Origin of the sequence: Pseudomonas syringae pv. cilantro (assembly GCF_001293775.1) — a bacterium.
In the GTDB taxonomy this organism is placed as follows: domain Bacteria; phylum Pseudomonadota; class Gammaproteobacteria; order Pseudomonadales; family Pseudomonadaceae; genus Aquipseudomonas; species Aquipseudomonas syringae_P.
In genome coordinates this window covers 111,718-131,017 of the sequence record NZ_LGLN01000035.1, presented here as the reverse complement: position 1 = coordinate 131,017, position 19,300 = coordinate 111,718, and the positions used below count along the sequence as shown (strand labels likewise).

12 protein-coding genes and 1 riboswitch are annotated in these 19,300 nt (G+C 62.1%); of the genes, 1 reads left to right on the top strand and 11 read right to left on the bottom strand.

What is annotated here, in order from left to right; genetic code table 11:
* Positions 1-90: 90 nt before the first annotated feature.
* The 10 genes from ABJ99_RS11250 to ABJ99_RS11205 form a co-directional block, all read right to left on the bottom strand.
* Positions 91-3,735, bottom strand: coding sequence for an AAA family ATPase (locus ABJ99_RS11250; RefSeq protein WP_054085902.1), 3,645 nt, complete (start codon positions 3,733-3,735; stop codon positions 91-93).
* Complete coding sequence (locus tag ABJ99_RS11245; RefSeq protein WP_054085901.1) at positions 3,732-4,976, bottom strand: exonuclease SbcCD subunit D C-terminal domain-containing protein; 1,245 nt, start codon at positions 4,974-4,976, stop codon at positions 3,732-3,734. The genes ABJ99_RS11250 and ABJ99_RS11245 overlap by 4 nt, the downstream gene beginning before the upstream one ends.
* Before the next feature lie 42 nt (positions 4,977-5,018).
* On the bottom strand, positions 5,019-6,677 hold the full coding sequence (locus ABJ99_RS11240) for a BatD family protein (RefSeq protein WP_054085900.1): 1,659 nt from the start codon (positions 6,675-6,677) through the stop codon (positions 5,019-5,021).
* The gene (locus tag ABJ99_RS11235) at positions 6,674-8,389 is read right to left on the bottom strand and encodes a vWA domain-containing protein (RefSeq protein WP_054085899.1); all 1,716 of its coding nucleotides are present in this window, start codon (positions 8,387-8,389) and stop codon (positions 6,674-6,676) included. Before ABJ99_RS11235 ends, ABJ99_RS11240 begins: the two co-directional genes overlap by 4 nt.
* The gene (locus ABJ99_RS11230; RefSeq protein ID WP_054085898.1) at positions 8,386-9,447 is read right to left on the bottom strand and encodes a vWA domain-containing protein; all 1,062 of its coding nucleotides are present in this window, start codon (positions 9,445-9,447) and stop codon (positions 8,386-8,388) included. The genes ABJ99_RS11235 and ABJ99_RS11230 overlap by 4 nt, the downstream gene beginning before the upstream one ends.
* Positions 9,440-9,934, bottom strand: a complete 495-nt coding sequence (locus ABJ99_RS11225) for a DUF4381 domain-containing protein (RefSeq protein ID WP_054085897.1) — start codon at positions 9,932-9,934, stop codon at positions 9,440-9,442. The genes ABJ99_RS11230 and ABJ99_RS11225 overlap by 8 nt, the downstream gene beginning before the upstream one ends.
* Complete coding sequence (locus tag ABJ99_RS11220) at positions 9,931-10,875, bottom strand: DUF58 domain-containing protein (RefSeq protein WP_042913137.1); 945 nt, start codon at positions 10,873-10,875, stop codon at positions 9,931-9,933. Before ABJ99_RS11220 ends, ABJ99_RS11225 begins: the two co-directional genes overlap by 4 nt.
* Before the next feature lie 4 nt (positions 10,876-10,879).
* A complete protein-coding gene (locus tag ABJ99_RS11215; RefSeq protein ID WP_003342804.1) occupies positions 10,880-11,839 on the bottom strand; it encodes an AAA family ATPase in 960 nt (319 codons plus the stop codon).
* A 202-nt stretch (positions 11,840-12,041) separates the two neighbouring features.
* Positions 12,042-12,806: an amidohydrolase family protein gene (locus ABJ99_RS11210; RefSeq protein WP_054085896.1), complete on the bottom strand. Its 765-nt coding sequence runs from the start codon at positions 12,804-12,806 to the stop codon at positions 12,042-12,044.
* A 47-nt stretch (positions 12,807-12,853) separates the two neighbouring features.
* Positions 12,854-13,213, bottom strand: coding sequence for a hypothetical protein (locus tag ABJ99_RS11205; RefSeq protein WP_054085895.1), 360 nt, complete (start codon positions 13,211-13,213; stop codon positions 12,854-12,856).
* Positions 13,214-13,566: 353 nt separating this feature from the next.
* On the opposite strand from ABJ99_RS11205, the gene ABJ99_RS11200 reads away from it, so the two are divergent.
* Complete coding sequence (locus ABJ99_RS11200; protein ID WP_054085894.1) at positions 13,567-18,423, top strand: NAD-glutamate dehydrogenase; 4,857 nt, start codon at positions 13,567-13,569, stop codon at positions 18,421-18,423.
* Between the two features lie 85 nt (positions 18,424-18,508).
* Here ABJ99_RS11200 and mntP read toward each other — a convergent pair whose 3' ends face one another.
* Positions 18,509-19,081, bottom strand: coding sequence for a manganese efflux pump MntP (gene mntP / locus ABJ99_RS11195; protein WP_054085893.1), 573 nt, complete (start codon positions 19,079-19,081; stop codon positions 18,509-18,511).
* 6 nt (positions 19,082-19,087) lie between these two features.
* Positions 19,088-19,253: riboswitch (yybP-ykoY riboswitch) on the bottom strand.
* Positions 19,254-19,300: the final 47 nt, after the last annotated feature.

The following is a 19,300-nucleotide window of genomic DNA, read 5'->3' as shown; positions in this document are numbered from 1 at the left end:
GCATGCCGACGCGAAGCACTGGCTTGTTGTTTTACACAGTCTGTGTGAGCGAGCCGGGCGACGCTTCGCCCACATGGATTCGCAGGTCTGTCAGTTACCCACCTCTATCGTGCTCAACCCGTTGCCCTGTCGACGCACTCTGATCTGCACCGGAATCCGTTCGTGCATTTCCTGTACGTGGGAGATCACGCCGACTTTGCGGCCCTGTGCCTGCAAGCCGTCCAAGGCGTCCATCGCCAGTTGCAGCGATTCCGGGTCGAGGCTGCCGAAGCCTTCGTCGATGAACAGCGATTCGATGCGTAAGGTACTGGAGGCCATGGACGCCAGGCCCAGTGCAAGGGCCAGCGAGACGAGGAAGGTTTCCCCGCCTGACAGCGAATGCACCGAGCGCAGTTCGTCGCCCATTTCGGTGTCCATGACCAGCAGGCCAAGCATGCTGCCGCCGCGTTTCAGGCGGTAGCGGCGCACCAGTTGCCTGAGTTGTGCGTTGGCGTGATGGACCAGCAGGTCGAGGTTGTAGGCCTGGGCGATTTTGCGAAACCGGTCGCCCTCGGCCGAGCCGATCAGCGCTGCCAGTCGTGCCCAGCGCACATACTCGCTGTTGGCCTCACTGATGCGCGTTTGCAGTTCACTATTGGCCGTCCTGCGGCGCTGATCTTCGCTGAGCTCGGCACGCAGGTCGGCGCACTGCTGTTCGCTCTGCGCCAAGTGTTCCTGAGCCTGTTGCAGGTCGGCGGTCAGTTGTTGGTCGTCGCTCAAATCGCTGTGCTGCGCCTGATGCTGTTGCAGGCGCTGATCACGTTCCTGCAGCAACACTTTGTCCTGCTCCAGGGCTTTTTCCGCGGCGTGTAATTGCTGGCGAAGCTGCTCGACATGCGCGTCATCGTAAGCCAGCAAGGTATCGAGCGCAGCGTCATTCAGTTCTGGATGCTGCCCGCGCCACTCGCTGATCTGCACCTCGAGCTCCGCCCGCTCATCCAGCAACGCTTGTTGCTGTTGCTGGCCGGATTTGAGCTCGGCAGCCAGCTGAATCAACTGACTTTGAGTGGCCTGAAGCGCCTGAGTTGCCGATGCCTCGTTCTGACGGGCCTGCTCGATAGCGTTTTCCAGCGCCTGTTGCCATTGCTCGGCTGTGGCATGCTCGCCCAGCAGGTCGGCCAGTACTTGCTGACGGGCGTGTTGCTGCTCGCTGAGCCGGGTGACTTCAAGGGCCAGTTCGGTCTGGCGTTGCAGGCGGGTTTGCTGTTCGATTTGTTCCTTCTCGATCTTCTGCTGGCGTTCGCGCTGTTCCTGCTGCTCTTCGCTTTGCTGCTCAAGCTGGTCCAGCCGCTGAGTCACTTGCTGCTCGAGCTGCATGACCGTAGCCGAAGCGTCGTTGCGCAGGCCTTCGAGCACCTGCGGCGAAACCAGTGGCGTGAATGCGGCCAGTTCTTCTTCCAGCCGCTGCTGATCGGCATCCAGTTGCTTGAGCTGGTCGGCAACGTGGCGCGCGGCGGTCTGGCTGGTTTCGGTTGCAGTCTGGAGTTGCTGCTGCAAGCGGGCCGCGTCTTTCTGCAGGGTCAGCAAGGCCTCTTGGCGTTGCTCGTCGCGGGCGATGACGTCGTTCAACTGGCTCAACTGCTGGCTCAGCCAGGGGTCACGCTTGTCTGCATCGCGGTCCAGCAATTGAGCGGCGAGCGGATGAGCCTCAAGGTCTGGTGCCAATGCCTGGTGACGCTGAATCAGCTGATCGTGCTGGCGCAGCAGTTCTTTCTGCCGGGCGATCACGCCGCCAACCTGTTCACGCAACTGATTGCGCTGCTCGGTCAGCAGGTCCACAGCCTTCTGCGCGCTGGCCTGCTCGCTGTCGTTGTGCCGAGTGAGGCTTTCCAGCAGCGCTTCCGGCTGATGCCAGGGGTGTTCGACGCTGCCGCACACCGGGCAGGGCTGGTCATCCTGCAACTGCACGCGCAGTTCTTCGACACTGGCACTGCGCGCCAGACGCTGACGTTCCAAGAGTTGCCGGGTGACGCTCAGGGTCTGTTCGGCGACGGCCAGTTCGTCGCGAACGCGGATGCCTTCGCTGTTGAGCTGGTCGCGTTGCTGCTGGGCGCTTTGCTGTTGCTGCGCCAGATCAGCGAGCTGACGGTCGACGTCCTGCTGGCTGGCCCACAGGCGGGTCAGCTCTTCGAAGGCGCGCTGTTGTTTGCGATTGTCCTGCAGCAGGCTGCCGAGAATCTGCACCTGCTCGGTCACCGCTTCGACTTCGCAATCGGCTTCCCGGTAGAGCAATTCCAGTGCGTTGCGCTGCTCGGTCAGCTGTTGATCGGCTTCGCTGGCGCGCTGTTGCAGGGCAGGCAGTTCCTGCTGCCCGTGCTTGAGCCGGTTGGCGATCAGGGTCAGTGATTTCAGACGGTCACGCCACGCGCTCCACGCCTGGGCCAGCGGGGCCAGGTCGCTGCTGTGTTGCAGTTGTTCGGCGATACGTTCAAGGCGTTGCGCAACCTGTTGCTGCTGGTCGAGCAAGGTTTGCAGGCCGGCCTGACCCTGAGCGCACAACTGCCCGGTCTGCTGATGCAGATCGGTGGCTTTGGCCAGCTCCTCGGCCAGATGGTTCAGGGTGTTCTGCGCGTCAAACGCCTGTTGCAACAGCGGCTTTGCACTGCCGTGCGCTTGCTGGGCCGTCAACAGGCTGGCTTGCGCCTCTGTGCGGCGGGTTTCCAGTTGTTGCTGCTGGTTCTGCAACGATGTTTGCTGTTGCTGGTGTTGGCTGATCTGCTCGGCCAGCGGGGTGAGCTGGGCAATCAGCGTGGCCTTGCGGGCAAAGCGGTGACGCTGTGGCCCCAGGCGTTCCAGTTGCGCAAGCGTCTGCCGCTGAACGCTCTGCTCGTCCCAGGTCTGCTGCGCACGCGTCAGGCTTTCGTGGGCCGCGAGTCGTTCGTCACGCAGGCGATGCAGCTCGATCAGCCATTGCTGCTTGAGCTCCAGTTGCCGTTGTTGTGCCTGACGGGCTTTGAGCTGCTGCTGGGCATCGTTGAAGCGTTGTTCTAGTTCGGCCAGTTGTTCCGGGGCCAGAGGGACGATATTACTGGCCTGCGCAGTCAGGGTTTTCAGCGCTTCTTCAGCTTCTTTGCTCTTGCTGTAAGCGCGCCGACCGAGCTGGCTATAGATCGCGGTGTTGGTCAGCTTTTCCAGCAGCTCGCTGCGTTCCTTGTCATCCGCCTTGAGGAAGGCGCTGAACTCGCTCTGAGCGAGCATCACGGCGCGAGTGAACTGCTCGAAGTTCAGGCCCAGACGGCTTTCGACCAATTGTTCGAATTCACGCTTGCTCTGGTTGCTGAGGATCTGCTCGCTGTCCAGGTCGGTGAGAATCTGGCGGCTGGCCTGGAGCTTTTTAGTGGCGTTGTCGCGCGCGCGATTGGTTTCCCAGCGCGCACGATAGCGGCGCTGGTCGATACCGATGAAATCCACCTCGGCGTAACCACTGCCGGTGCCGCGTCGCAGCAGGGTGCGCGGGTCGCTGGTGGAAATGTCACCGTCGATGTCCGGCACCTTGGACTGGCCGATATTGCTCAGCCGCGGAATCGCGCCGAACAGCGCCAGGCACAAGGCGTCGAGCAACGTACTTTTACCCGCGCCGGTCGGGCCGGTAATGGCGAACAACCCGGCACTGGCCAGCGGCTCAGCGGTAAAATCCAGTTCGAACGGGCCTGCCAGCGAGGCGAGGTTTTTCAGGCGAATGGCCAGTATTTTCATGACTGTTCGCTCTCCTGCTGGACTTCACGCAGCAGCGTGGCGAAGTCGGTAAGGGTCTGTTCGTCGACCTCGCTGCCATAGTTGTCCAGCCAGGCACGGCTGAACAGTTCCTGCGGGCTGAGCTGGTCCAGCTCGATCAATCCCGTGTCGCCGTCACTGCCGTCGGCGCTGCCGTTACCGGCGTATTCAGCACCGATGCGCACCAGCCGCACGGCTTTGCCTTGCAGGGCGGTCTCGATCTGGTTGCGCAGGTCCGGTTGCGGCTCGTCCAGACGCACGCGCACTTCCAGCCAGGGTTGACGATCCGGGTCCGCGAGCAGGTCGACGTCGGGCAGCGCCTTCAGTTGCACCAGCAGTTCGGCCAGCGTTACAGGGCCGAGGCGTTGCAGGTTGACGGCGCGGGGGATCAGCAAGGGCTCGACGCTGGTCAGGGCGTCGCCGTCGCAATTGATTTCCAGAATCTGATGCTGATAGCCGATTTCCGAAAACGACAGCGGGATGGGCGAGCCGCTGTATCGAATGCGTTCTTCGCCATTGACCCGTTGCGGCTTGTGCAAATGGCCCAGCGCGACATAGGTGATGCTCGGCCCGAACAGGCTGGCAGGCAGGGCTTCGGCGTTACCGATGATCAGACTGCGTTCGGAATCTTCCGAAACCGAGCCGCCCGCCATGTGCGCGTGGCTGATGGCGATCAGGGCCTGACCCGGCTGGCGCTTGAGATTGGCGGCCTCGATGAGCAGTTCATGCACCCGGCCGATACCGCGCAGGTAATTGTCGCCCAGGGTCGGGCCGGTCACTTCGGCGGGGCGCAGGAAGGGCAGCGCCAGGCACCAGGCTTTGATGTCGCCATGGGCGTCGGGCAGTGGCAGCAGCAGGCGCTCGACATCCAGCACGCCATCGTTCAGCCACATCACTCTGCCCAGCGCATGGGTGCGCAAGCGGCGCATCAGCGGGGCAGGCAATTCGATGCGTGAGCCCGAGTCATGGTTGCCGGCAATCATCACGATGGTCAGTGACGGTTGTTGCTCGTGGGCGTTGACGATGAAGTCGTACAGGCGTTCCTGAGCTTTGACCGGCGGGTTGACGGTGTCGAAGATGTCGCCCGCGATCAGCAGCACATCAGGCTGTCGTTCGGCCAGACGGGCCTGCAGCCAGGTCAAAAAGCAGGCGTGTTCGAAATCCCGCTCCTGACCGTGCAGGTTCTGACCCAGGTGCCAGTCAGAGGTGTGAAACAGACGCATTGGTTTACCTTGTCGTGAAGAGGGAGTGCCTGCGCTGCATCCTCACTTGGGATACAGCGGCGGCAAGCCGGCATCGCCTGCCGGGTCTTGAACACGTTCGGCGGCGGGCAGTTTGCGCACGGCGCGCCACAGGTCCTGGCCCAGCCACAGTTTGCCGGTCTCGCTGTACAGCGCACCGTTCAGGCCGTCCAGCGCATCGGACAGCGGCACGAAGCGTGCGGCCATTTCAGCCAGGGTTTCCGGCTGCTGACGAGCCCAGGCATCGAGTGCCTGACGAGTGCCTTGCGGGTCATTGGCCATGCAGGCGCGCTTGAGGTCGTCCAGCACGGTACGCGGGCTTGGCCCGCTCTGCACGGTCCGGGCGATTGCCGGTTGTCCGCGGGCGCGCCACCACAGGCCGAAACCCAGCAACGTGGTGCAGGCAAACAGCAGGGTGCTCGCCTGCCATGGCCAGACCGGCGGACCGATCACGGTCACGCCGCTCATGTCATTGTTGACCGGCGTGTCCACCGCCAGGCCGGGATTGCTGTTGATCTGCAAGGTGCGCGCGGGCAGGCTGGTGTGTTCCAGATAATCTTCGCGGGTGTTCCACCAGGTCACTTCGACCGCGGGCAGATCGATTGCTCCGGCACGCGCGGGCACCAGTGCTTCGCGCTCTTCGCGGGTGCCGATCAGACCGCGCTCGCTGGGCAGGTTACGCAGTTGCGGCTGGTCCGGATAACGCCGCAGGCCGGGCACGTCGGTGGCGGGCAGCGGCGGTAGTTGCGCGCCGGCCAGGCCTTCGGCCTTGAGGGTCAGGGTGCGCGTCAGTGAATCGCCGACCTGAGTGCTGCCGGGCTCCGGGCTCCAGTTTTCTTCGAGGCTGATACTGCGCGCCGGCAGCCAGGGGGCATCGGCTGGATAGCTGGCGGGTTTGGGCTTGACGGCCAGCGTCACTTCGGCTGATTTGATCCGCACCGACTTGCCCGGCTGCGGGCCGAACGGATTGGCTTCCTGACCATGCGAGCCTTCGGCGGACGTCTGTACCAGTGTCGCGCTAAACACTTGCGCCGGAAGGGTCAGCGCGCCGCTCTGCTGCGGGTAAATCGCGTAACGCGTTTCGATCACGCCATGGCGCACGCCATTGATCAGCTTTTCATAGGTGCGTGGATCGCCCAGTTTCTCGACCCGCGCGTCCGGCACTTGCAGCGGGCTCAGGCTGCTGTCGTCGAACAGCGACACCGAATGGTAGACGCGCAGGGTCAGAACAGCCTGCGCCTGAACATAGACGCTGTCCTGATCCAGGCTCGCTTCAATGAAGATCGGTGCCTGTTGATTGCTTTGCTCTTTGGCCTCGCTCTGCACGACCTGCAAGGTCAGTGGCTGGCTTTTCAGATCGCCCAGTTGCAGGGCCGGAATCACCACGCTGCCGGTTGCACGCGGCAGCAGGGTGACGATCCAGCGCGTGGTCGCCTGGCTATTGCCGTCCAGAGTTCTCAGGCTGTTGAGCTGACGCGTGTCGCGCACCTCGAAACTGCCATCCAGCACGCTCATGTCCGGCTTGCCGAACTGGGTGACGTCATCGGTTTCCAGCGTCAGTTCGACGGTTTCACCCGCGCTCAGGCGTGTGCGATCGACACTGGCCGTCAATTGCGCAGCCTGCAATGACAGGGCGACCAGGCCCAGCAGCAGACCGGTCAATAGGGTGTACACGCGACTCATCGGGTCTTTTCCTGATGTTGCTGTTCGTAGCGGAACTTGCGCCGCAGCAGTTCGCCCGGATCGTCCGGAATCTGTCGCAGCCATTGTTCCAGTTCCTGACGCCGCTCTCCGGTGATCGCACCGTCAGCGGGCTGGATCGGCGGGCGAGTGGTTTGTTCATCGTCCGTCGGAGCAGCCACTGTCGCCTGACCACGGGTGTCCGGTGGCAGGCTTTCACTGGTGCCTGTCTGATCGGACCGCGACGGGTTCTGATCGGCGGGCGCTGCGCTGCTGTTAGGGTCCTGCGAAGCCTGCTGGCCTTCCTCGCCCTGATCCGCCTTGCTTTGCTCGTCCTGCGCCGGTTTCTGGACATTGGCCTGATCCAGCAGACGTTGCACCAGTTCCCGGTTGCTCAGCGCGGCGGTGAGGTCTGGCTGTCGATCCAGCGCCTGCTCGTAGGCATCCAGTGCGGCCTCCAGTTCGCCACTGCGTGCCAGGGCATTGCCACGATTATAGTGATCGACCGCGCTGTTGCCCTCGGCGAAGCGCTGCGCGGCGCTGGCATAGTCGCCGGCCTGATAAAGCGCGACGCCTTTCCAGCGGGAATCTTCAAAGCGCTGCGCGGCCTCGGCCGGTCGATGGTGTTCCAGCAGGCGCTGGCCCTGTTGATCGGGGCGCAGCCACAGGTCCTGGAATTCGAACGCCTGGCTGGTTTGCGGCACCATGAACAGCAACGGCAGGCACAACAACCAGCCACGCCGCCCGCCCAGAGCGGCGATCAGCAGCAGCGGCAACAGAAACCAGTGGCCCTGATCGGCCCAACTGTCGAGCTGCACGATCTGGCCATCATTGCGCAGTTGCCGAGGAGTGGCCAGCAGTCCGAGGCTGTTCAGGTCCTCATCATCGGCGCGTACCTGACGGTAGCTGCCGCCGACCTGATCGGCGAAGTCGCTAAGGCTGCTGCTGTCCAGGCGTGGCACCAGAATCGCGCCCTGATCATCTTTGAGCAGGCTGCCGTTTTCCTGAGTGACCGGCGCGCCCTCGGCGGTGCCGACGCCTAAGATTAATAGCGGTGGCGACTGGCCGCGCAACGCTTCGCGTATGCCTTGACGCTCCTGTTCACTCAGCGAAGAGGTGATCAGCAGAATTCGGCCCTGTCCCAGCGCGCCCTGTTTAAGCAGGTGCAGTGCCTTGTGCACGGCAAGATCGGCGCGCTGCCCGGTCAGCGGCATGATCGACGGCCTGACGGCTTCCAGCAGGTTATGGCTGGTGACCAGATCGTCGGAAAGCGGCACCAGCGTATGCGCGCTGCCGGCATAGACGACGACCGCCGTCTGCGCGTCGCTGCGTTTCTGCAACAGGTCCAGCAGTTTGCGCCGGGCCTGTTCCAGACGCGTGGGCGGCGTATCGGTGGCGAGCATCTGCGGGGTGAGTTCGAGTATCACCACCAGCGGGTCGACCGGTTTCTGGCTGATCTGTTCGACGCGCTGCCAGCTCGGGCCGAGCAGCGCAAGCAACGCCAGCAGCCAGGCCAGCCCCAGCGCGAGCCACGGCAGTTTGCTGTTGCCGCCGCGTCCACCATTGAGCAGCACGGCATGAAAGTGAGTCGGCAGCAGCATCTGCCAGCGCCCGGCGCGTTTTTGCCGGTGCCAGAGTCGCCAGATCAGCAGTGCCAGCAAGGGCACGATGAGCAGCCATAACGGGCGGAACCAGTACGGCCAGAGCGCAGTCATCCGCGTGACCTCCAGAGTCGCCCGAGGCGCTCGCGCCAGCGAATGGCACGCAGCCGCGTGAGCAGGCGCTGCACCGCGTTGTTTGGCCACAACTCGCGCAATACCAGCAGGACACTGAGCAGCAGGGCGGCGCCCAGCGGCCATTGATAAAGCATCTGCGCCGGACGCGCCTGGGTGGGTTGTTGCGCGACGGGCTCCAGTGCGTCCAGGGCGATGCGGATCTTGTCCAGCTCGGCACCGTCGCGGGCACGGAAGTACTGACCGCCGCTGAGGCTGGCGATGTCCTTGAGCGTCGGTTCGTCGAGATCGAGGCTGGGGTTGAGGCCCAGCACGCCTTGAAGGGCGCTTTTATCCGGGTCCGAGCCGATACCGACGGTGTATATTTTCACACCCTCGTCAGCAGCCAGGCGCGCGGCGGTGATCGGATCGATCTGCCCGCCGTTGTTGGCGCCGTCGGTGACCAGCACCAGCACCCGGCTGTTGGCCGGGCGCATGCGCAGGCGTTTGAGCGCCAGCCCGATGGCATCGCCAATAGCGGTGTTCTTGCCCGCGATGCCTATTTTCGCCTCGTCGAGCCAGACCCGCACGGTGCGGCGGTCGTAGGTCAGCGGTGCCTGAAGAAAGGCCTGGGTGCCGAACAGGATCAGGCCGACCCGGTCGCCTTTGCGGCCTTCGAGAAAGTCGCCGAGCAGTTGCTGAACCAGCACCAGTCGGCTGACTTCATCGTTTTTCCACTGCATGTCCGGATAATCCATCGAGCCGGACACATCGACCGCCACCAGCAGATCGCGCCCGCTGGCGGCCACCGGCAGCGGTTCGCCCAGCCATTGCGGGCGGGCACAGGCGATCAGCAACAGCAGCCAGATCAGAATCACCGGTGCCCGCTGACGCCAGACCGGCAGGTTGGCTTTGGCGCGGCGTCCGCTCAGGCCTTCGAGCTCACTGAGGAAGCTGACCTTGAGTGCCGGTTCGCCGCTGTCGGCGACCGGCAGCAGAACCCGCATCAGCCACGGCAAGGGCAGCAGGACGAAGACCCAGGGCCAGGCGAATTCAAACATGCTTGCGAATCCAGGTGTCGACCGCCTGGGTCAGCCCGCTGATGGCCTTGTCGTCCAGTTTGCACTCGGGCTTGTAGGCGCCTTCGACCAGAATCATCCAGCGCGTCAGGCCGGCGGCGGGGCATCGGTTATCCAGAAACGCCAGCCATTTCCGGCCATTGAGCGTGTGGCTCTGGCTGTGCGGGTAGTGGTTGCGGCACAGACGCTTGAGCAGACCGTTGATCTGTTGCAGCCAGGCACCAGCCGGCGCGCCATCATAGGGTTTGGGCAGGCTGGCCAGCTCCGCCAGAGCGGCGACGCGTACCGGGTCCAGGGGTTGTTCGCTGCGGCTTTGGCTGGCCTTGACCGGTAACAGCACGCGCAGACGCCACATGCCCCAGGCCGCCAGCGGAATCAGCAACACCAGCAGCCACCAACCGGGAGCGGGCGGCCATAAGCCGACTGCCTCGGGAGCAATCAGCGGCTGAAGCTGATCCAGTGGGTTCATTTGCGCTTCACCGGGCTCTGGATGTTCAGGTACTCACGCAGTTGTTCGACCAGTTCGGCCTGAGTGCTCAGCGGCAAGAGCAATACCCGCAGCTTCTGCGCCAGCAGCTCCCAGCGCGCAGAGCGCTCTTCGCCCTGTTGCCGGTAGGCCCGGCGCAATTCGGGGTTGAGGGTGTCGAGTTCCAGTTGCGCGTCGCGTTCGGCAAAGCGCAGCAGGCCGGCGGCGGGCAGGGCACGGTCAAGCGGGTCGGAGAGTGGCAGCAATAACAGATCGCTGTGGCGCGACAGCAGGCTCAACTGTTGTTCGGCGGCATCGGACAGCGCGCGTTCGTCACACAGCACGATCACCAGGCTGCCGGGGCGCAGCACTTCCCGAGCCCGACGCAACGCAGTACCGAAGGCATCGCGGTCTGCCGGGATCTCGGTGTGCAGTGACTGATTGACCCGCACCAGGCGGTTGAGCAGTTGCAGCAGGCTCTGTTTGCTGCGCCGTGGCTTGATTTCGTAATGCTCGTTATCGCCGAACACCAGCCCGCCGACCCGGTCGTTGTGCTCCAGCGCGGCCCAGCCGATCAATGCGGCAGCCTGAGCCGCCAGCACGGATTTGAACATCAGCCCGGAGCCGAAAAACAACCGACGGCTCTGCTCCACCAGAATGAAGATCGGTCGTTCGCGCTCTTCATGGAACAGCTTGGTGTGCGGTTCCTGGGTGCGGGCGGTGACGCGCCAGTCGATGCTGCGCACGTCGTCGCCGGCCTGATAAACCCGCACCTGATCGAAATCCACACCACGCCCGCGCAGTTTGGAGTGATGCAGGCCGATCAACGGGCTGCGTCGGCTCGGGGTTGAAAACAGTTGCACTTCCCGCACCCGATGACGCATCTCGATCAGCTCGCTGAGGCTGACACGAATGCCCGGCTGAGGGATCAGGAAGGGTTGCATGGGGTCAGGCGACGGCCACGACGTCAAGAATGCGCTGAATCACGCGGTCCTGATCGATGCCGGCGGCTTCGGCCTCGAATGACAGAATGACCCGGTGGCGCAAGACATCGAACAGTACCGCCTGAATGTCCTCGGGGCTGACGAAGTCGCGTCCGGCCAGCCAAGCATGCGCACGGGCGCAGCGGTCCAGCGAAATGGAGCCGCGCGGGCTGGCGCCATAGGCGATCCACTCGGCCAGTTCGGGGTCGAACTTGGCCGGGGTGCGGGTTGCCATGACCAGCTGTACCAGGTATTCCTCGACCGCATCGGCCATGTACAGGCCCAGGATTTCCTTGCGTGCGGCGAAAATCGCCTGCTGGCTGACGCGGCGTTCGGGCTTGGTTTCGCCGTTGAGCGCTTCGCCGCGTGCCTGCTGGAGGATCTTGCGTTCGACCGCCGCGTCCGGGAAGCCGATTTTGACGTGCATCAGAAAGCGGTCGAGCTGGGCTTCGGGCAGCGGGTAGGTGCCTTCCTGTTCGATAGGATTCTGGGTCGCCATGACCAGAAACAGCGGCGACAGGTCGTAGGTACTGCGCCCAACGCTGACCTGGCGTTCGGCCATGGCTTCAAGCAGCGCCGACTGCACTTTGGCCGGCGCGCGGTTGATCTCGTCAGCCAGCACCAGGTTGTGGAAGATCGGTCCTTGCTGGAACACGAAGCTGCCGGTTTCCGGGCGGTAGATTTCGGTGCCGGTGATGTCGGCAGGCAGCAGGTCGGGAGTGAACTGGATACGGTGAAACTGCGCTTCGATACCTTCAGCGAGTTCCTTGATGGCTTTGGTCTTGGCCAGACCGGGCGCGCCCTCGACCAGCATATGGCCGTCGGCAAGCAGAGCGATCAGCAGGCGTTCGATCAGCTTTTCCTGGCCAAGGATTTGCGTTGAAAGAAATGTTCGCAGCGCTATCAGCGCTTCACGATGTTCCATCGGTGACGGTTCCTGGCAAGGTAATCAGCTGTGTCTGGTGACCGCTGAGCTGGGGGCGTTACTTTAATCCATCCAGGCCGGTATCGACTAACGGCTGGAGCAATTTTTATTGCAATCAGGGACGCGTAGGTCAGTTATTAGGGAATTGTCCTACATGCTGCGTCAGCGTTTATGTAGGACATGGCATTTCGGGTGAGCGCATTCACGCTGCTTTAAGGTGCTCAAGGCGATAAAACTGTACTGCATTCGCCCACAGCGCCTGACGCGCGCCGTGCTCACCCAGTGCATCGATCAGCAAATCGATGTCGTCAGCCTGGAACGGGCGCGGTGCGCGCGTCGACGGCAGGTCGGTGCCGAACATCAATGCGTTCGGATTGGCGGCGTGGATATCCCTTAGCGCCTCGCGGACCGGGAAGTCGACACGTCCGAACCCGCAGGCTTTGACCTTGGCGCCACGCTCTGCCAGACGCAGCACCGCAGGCAAACCTTCGGCGCTCAATCCCAGATGATCGATGCTGATGGCGGGCAGTGTGTGCAGACGGGTCTCGATTTCGCCCAGTTCTCGCGAGTCGATGTACAGCTCCGAATGCCATCCAAGCCGTTCATACACGCGCATGGCCAGCGCTTCCAGTTGGTCGAGCTGCTCCGAACCGCCGCGCTTGAGGTTGAAGCGCAGCGCGCGTACGCCGCCAGCATTCAGCGCGTCGAGCTCTTCATCAGTGACGCTTGCAGGGAGCTGGGTGACGCCGACAAAGCCCGAGCCCAGCCTGGCGAGGGCGTCCAGCAGATAGCTTTGATCGAAGCCTTGAAAGGAACCGGAGACCACGGCACCGCCGACAATGCCCAAGGGCTTGACCAACGAAAGGTACGCATCGACGCCGAACGGCTCGGGCAGAAAGCCGTTATTGGCGATCAACGGGAAGTGCGGGTCGATGATGTGGCAGTGGGCGTCGAAGATTGCGGTCATGATCAGCTCCTCGGGGGCGAAGCGCTCACTCTACCGGCTTTTGTCCCTCAGGCGATTTCGCTGACGTACTCGCCGACGTTTTCCATGATGATTTGTAACGTTCTGTGAACCTCGGCCAGATCGTCTGCGTCTGTGGTGTGGACAATTTCAAAGTGCGCATGGCCGTTCAGTTGCTTCGCGTCCGCCGGGTCGATCTCTACCAGCAGGCGCTGGGCGCTGACGGTCACGTTAAGGCGGGATACGGTATGCGAGGTGTCATCGCCGAGGGTGATCTCCACCTCGTTTTCATCCGGAAAGCGGGTCAGGGAAAACAGGTCGCCGCCCGCTCCGTGGCAGCAGAGCAGCGCCATGTTGTCGTATTCGTCGTCGCAAGCGTTGGCAATGAGTGTGGCGGTCTTGATCTGCATAGGGTTTCCGGTGCTGTGGGGAAGCGTGGAGTGGATTTTGCCAGATTTGTCGTTCGGGGCTGGCACCCTGGCGTGGATTCTAACGCGAGCTGATGACCGAATATGTCGCAGCCTCGTAAGCAGTGTGCGCTCAGCTCTCGTTAAGCTGCATGACAGACGAGTGGTGTAGGGTGTATCCCCTGCGTACAGGTTTTTTTATCCGGAATTCAAATGTGACTACCCTGACACAGCAGGCGTTAGTATTTTAGCTTTACACTCGATCAGGTGATGTCCGCGCAATTGAGTGCGAGGGCAGCCCGGTTACAACACCTTCTTCAAGCCTCCCCAATAAAAGCCAAAGCGGAGTACCACAGATGGCGTTCTTCACCGCAGCCAGCAAGGCCGACTTCCAGCATCAACTGCAAGCGGCACTGGCTCAGCACATCAGCGAACAGGCACTGCCACAAGTGGCGCTGTTCGCCGAGCAATTCTTCGGCATTATTTCTCTGGACGAGCTCACCCAGCGTCGCCTGTCGGATCTGGCAGGCTGCACCTTGTCTGCCTGGCGTCTGCTGGAGCGTTTCGAACACGCTCACCCGCAGGTGCGGGTCTACAACCCCGATTACGAGCGTCACGGATGGCAATCGACTCACACTGCCGTTGAAGTGCTGCATCACGACCTGCCGTTTCTGGTTGACTCCGTCCGTACCGAACTGAACCGCCGCGGCTACAGCATTCACACCCTGCAAACCACCGTGCTCTGCGTGCGCCGTGGCGCAAATGGCGAGCTGCTGGAGCTGCTGCCCAAAGGCACCAGCGGCGAAGACGTGCTGCAGGAATCGCTGATGTACCTGGAGATCGACCGCTGCGCCAGTGCCAGCGAGTTGAATGTGCTGGCTCGCGAGCTGGAGCAGGTACTCGGTGAGGTGCGCGTCGCGGTCGAAGATTTCGCGCCGATGAAAGCGCGTCTGCATGACCTGCTGGCGAGCATCGATGCCAACGAATCCAATACCGACACGGAAGAGAAGGCCGAGATCAAGGTCTTCCTGCAGTGGCTGGTGGACAATCACTTTACCTTCCTCGGTTACGAAGAGTTTGAAGTGCGCACGGACGCCAATGGCGGTCAGCTGGTGTACGACGAATCGTCGTTCCTGGGCCTGACCCGACTGCTGCGTCCCGGCCTCACCCACGAAGACCTGCACATCGAAGACTACGCAGTGAAATACCTGCAGGAGCCGGTGCTGCTGTCGTTCGCCAAGGCTGCGCACCCGAGCCGCGTGCACCGTCCGGCGTACCCGGATTACGTGTCGATCCGGCAGATCGATGCGTCCGGCAAAGTCATCAAGGAATGCCGTTTCATGGGCCTCTACACCTCGTCGGTGTATGGCGAGAGCGTGCGGCAGATTCCGTACATTCGCCGTAAGGTCGCAGAAGTCGAGCGCCGTTCCGGCTTCGATGCCAAGGCGCACTTGGGCAAGGAACTGGCGCAGGTGGTCGAAGTGCTGCCCCGCGACGACTTGTTCCAGACGCCGGTGGACGAGTTGTTCACCACCGTCATGTCGATTGTGCAGATTCAGGAGCGCAACAAGATCCGCGTGTTCCTGCGCAAAGACCCGTACGGCCGCTTCTGCTACTGCCTGGCCTATGTGCCGCGTGACGTCTATTCCACCGAAGTGCGGCAGAAGATCCAGCAGGTGCTGATGGATCGCCTGAAGGCCAGCGACTGCGAGTTCTGGACCTTCTTCTCCGAGTCGGTACTGGCGCGGGTGCAACTGATTCTGCGGGTCGACCCGAAGATCAATCTGGACATCGACGTTGTCCAGCTGGAAAACGAAGTCATTCAGGCCTGCCGTTCGTGGAAAGACGATTACGCCAGCCTGGTGGTGGAAAGCTTCGGCGAAGCGCAAGGCACCAACGTGCTGGCCGACTTCCCGAAAGGCTTCCCGGCCGGTTATCGCGAGCGTTTCGCGGCGCATTCGGCCGTGGTCGACATGCAGCACGTGCTGAGCCTGAGCGAAAGCAACCCGCTGGTAATGAGCTTTTACCAACCACTGGCCGGCGGCCGCCAGCAATTGCATTGCAAGCTGTATCACGCTGACACGCCGCTGGCGCTGTCCGACGTGTTGCCGATTCTGGAAAACCTCGGTCTGCGCGTGCTGGGTGAGTTCCCGTATCGTCTGCACCATGCCAATGGCCGCGAGTTCTGGATTCACGACTTTGCCTTTACCTACGGCGAAGGGCTGAATCTCGACATTCAGCAGCTCAACGACACCTTGCAGGACGCCTTCGTGCACATCGTGCGCGGTGATGCCGAAAACGATGCTTTCAACCGTCTGGTGCTGACAGCTGGCCTGCCTTGGCGCGACGTGGCGCTGCTGCGAGCCTATGCGCGTTACCTGAAGCAGATTCGCCTGGGCTTCGATCTGGGCTACATCGCGACCACGCTGAACAACCATACGGACATCGCCCGCGAACTGACGCGTCTGTTCAAGACCCGTTTCTATCTGGCGCGCAAGCTGGGTTCCGACGATCTGGACGACAAGCAACTGCGTCTGGAACAGGCGATTCTGACCGCGCTGGACGACGTTCAGGTACTTAACGAAGACCGCATCCTGCGTCGTTATCTGGACCTGATCAAAGCCACGCTGCGCACCAACTTCTATCAGGCCGACGCCAACGGCCAGAGCAAGAGCTACTTCAGCTTCAAGTTCAACCCGCGCCTGATCCCCGAGCTGCCAAAGCCGGTACCCAAGTTCGAGATCTTCGTGTATTCGCCGCGTGTCGAAGGCGTGCACCTGCGCTTTGGCAACGTGGCGCGTGGCGGCCTGCGCTGGTCGGACCGCGAGGAAGACTTCCGTACCGAAGTGCTCGGCCTGGTAAAAGCTCAACAGGTGAAGAACTCGGTCATCGTGCCGGTCGGTGCCAAAGGCGGTTTCGTGCCGCGTCGCCTGCCGACCAATGGCAATCGTGATGAAATACAGTCTGAGGCAATCGCCTGCTACCGCATCTTCATCTCGGGCCTGCTGGATATTACCGACAACCTCAAGGAAGGCGTGCTGGTACCGCCGGTCAACGTGGTGCGCCACGATGACGACGATCCGTACCTGGTCGTGGCTGCCGACAAAGGCACTGCAACTTTCTCCGACATCGCCAACGGCATCGCCATCGACTACGGCTTCTGGCTGGGTGATGCGTTCGCCTCCGGCGGCTCGGCCGGTTATGACCACAAGAAGATGGGCATCACCGCCAAGGGCGCGTGGGTAGGTGTGCAGCGTCACTTCCGCGAGCGCGACATCAATGTGCAGCAGGACAGCATCAGCGTGATCGGTATCGGTGACATGGCCGGTGACGTATTCGGCAACGGTTTGCTGATGTCTGACAAGCTGCAACTGGTCGCAGCGTTTAACCATCTGCACATTTTCATCGATCCGAACCCGGACCCGGCCACCAGCTTTGCCGAGCGCGAGCGCCTGTTCAATCTGCCGCGTTCGTCGTGGACCGATTACGACACCAGCATCATGTCCGCTGGCGGCGGAATTTTCCCGCGCAGCCTGAAGAGCATTGCCATCACCGAGCAGATGAAGACGCGTTTCGACATCAAGGCTGACAAGCTGACGCCGACCGAACTGCTGCACGCGCTGCTCAAAGCGCCGGTCGATCTGTTGTGGAACGGCGGCATCGGTACGTACGTCAAGTCCAGCGAAGAATCGCATGCCGACGTGGGCGACAAGGCCAACGATGCGCTGCGCGTCGACGGCAACGAGCTGCGCTGCAAGGTGGTGGGTGAGGGCGGCAACCTGGGCATGACCCAGCTGGGCCGTGTCGAGTTCGGCCTCAATGGTGGCGCGACCAATACCGACTTCATCGACAACGCTGGCGGTGTGGATTGCTCCGACCACGAAGTGAACATCAAGATCCTGCTCAACGAAGTGGTGCAGGCCGGTGACATGACTGAAAAGCAGCGCAACCAGCTGCTCGAAAGCATGACTGATGAAGTGGGCCACCTGGTGCTCGGCAACAACTATAAGCAGACCCAGGCGCTGTCACTGGCTGCGCGCCGCGCCTACGAGCGGATCGCCGAATACAAGCGTTTGATGAACGATCTCGAAGCGCGCGGCAAGCTGGATCGGGCCATCGAGTTCCTGCCGGCCGAAGACCAGATTGCCGAGCGGGTTGCGGCCAAACAGGGCTTGAGCCGTGCCGAGCTGTCGGTGCTGATCTCGTACAGCAAGATCGACCTCAAGGAAGCCTTGCTGGAATCCCGCGTGCCGGATGATGATTATCTGGCGCGTGACATGGAAACCGCGTTCCCGCCGTCGCTGGGTGCCAGGTTCTCCACAGCCATGCGCGGTCACCGCCTGAAGCGTGAAATCGTCAGCACCCAGATCGCCAACGATCTGGTCAACCACATGGGCATCACCTTCGTGCAGCGGCTCAAAGAGTCGACCGGCATGAGTGCTGCGGCGGTGGCCGGTGCTTACGTGATCGTGCGCGACATCTTCCACTTGCCGCACTGGTTCCGTCAGATCGAAGCACTGGACTACAAGGTTTCGGCAGAAATCCAGCTGGCATTGATGGATGAGCTGATGCGTCTGGGCCGGCGTGCCACACGCTGGTTCCTGCGCAGCCGTCGCAACGAGCTGGATGCCGGTCGTGACGTGGCGCACTTCGGTCCGCACCTCGCCGCGCTGGGCCTCAAGCTCGACGAACTGCTCGAAGGCCCGACCCGCGAGGTCTGGCAGACGCGCTATCAGGCCTACGTCGAAGCCGGTGTACCGGAATTGCTGGCGCGCATGGTCGCCGGAACGACGCACCTGTATACGCTGTTGCCGATCATCGAAGCGTCCGACGTGACCGGGCAGAACGCTGCAGACGTCGCCAAGGCGTATTTCGCCGTCGGCAGCGCGCTGGACATTACCTGGTACTTGCAGCAGATCAGCAGCCTGCCGGTGGAAAACAACTGGCAAGCCCTGGCGCGTGAAGCGTTTCGTGACGATGTCGACTGGCAACAGCGGGCGATCACTGTTTCGGTTCTGCAAATGGCTGATGGCCCGTCGGATATCGAAGCGCGTCTGGCCCTGTGGCTGGAGCAACATTCGCTGATGGTCGAGCGCTGGCGTGCCATGCTGGTCGATATCCGTGCAGCGAGCGGTACCGACTACGCGATGTACGCAGTCGCCAATCGCGAGTTGCTGGACCTGGCCATGAGCGGGCAGAGCATTACGGTCTGACCTGGCTGTAACAGGCTGATCCATAAAAAAACCGCATCGAGAGATGCGGTTTTTTTGTGCGCGTTTACGGGGTTCGATCTGCCTGTCAGGCCGCCGCAGTCAGATGCTCGTACAGAATCGTCGCGCCGACCACGATCAGCACGATGCCGCCAACGATTTCAGCGCGCTTGCCGACCATGGTGCCGAGCACGCGACCGAGCATTACGCCGATGGTAACCATTACGGTGGTGGCCAGGCCGATAGCCAGCGCAGCAACCATGATATTGACGTCGACAAACGCCAGGCCTACGCCAACCGCCAGTGCATCGATACTGGTGGCGAAGGCGGTAACGGCCAGAATCCAGAATGAATGCGAACCTGGTTTTTCCTGCTCTTCAGCGTCGTCATGCTTGAGGCCGTTGTAGATCATGTGCAGGCCGAGCACTAGCAACAGCGTGAAGGCGATCCAGTGGTCCCAGCTTTCAGCGAAGCGGGCCGCCACCTGACCGATGCCCCAACCGATGACCGGGGTGATGGTCTCGATCCCACCGAAAATCAGGCCGGTACGCAACGCTTCGATGAAGCGCGGTTTGTGCAGGCTTGCTCCTTTACCCAGGGCCGCAGCAAAGGCGTCCGTGGACATGGCAAGCGCGAGAAAGAGGAGGGAAATCGGGTTCACGGTTATATCCAGTCGGGCTATGAGTCAACGACGCAACCACACGCCCGACTTTAGGCATGGATGCATCGTTGGTCTCGCCAACCAGAAGGTGTTCGTACCACGGCATGCTGCCGAGAATGTTGATACGAACGCTCAGTGACCGGGGTCAAGAGCAGGCTACTCCCCAACAAGGGCCGCCACTATAGCCATTTGAGTGTGAAAAATACATGTCAGTGGAAA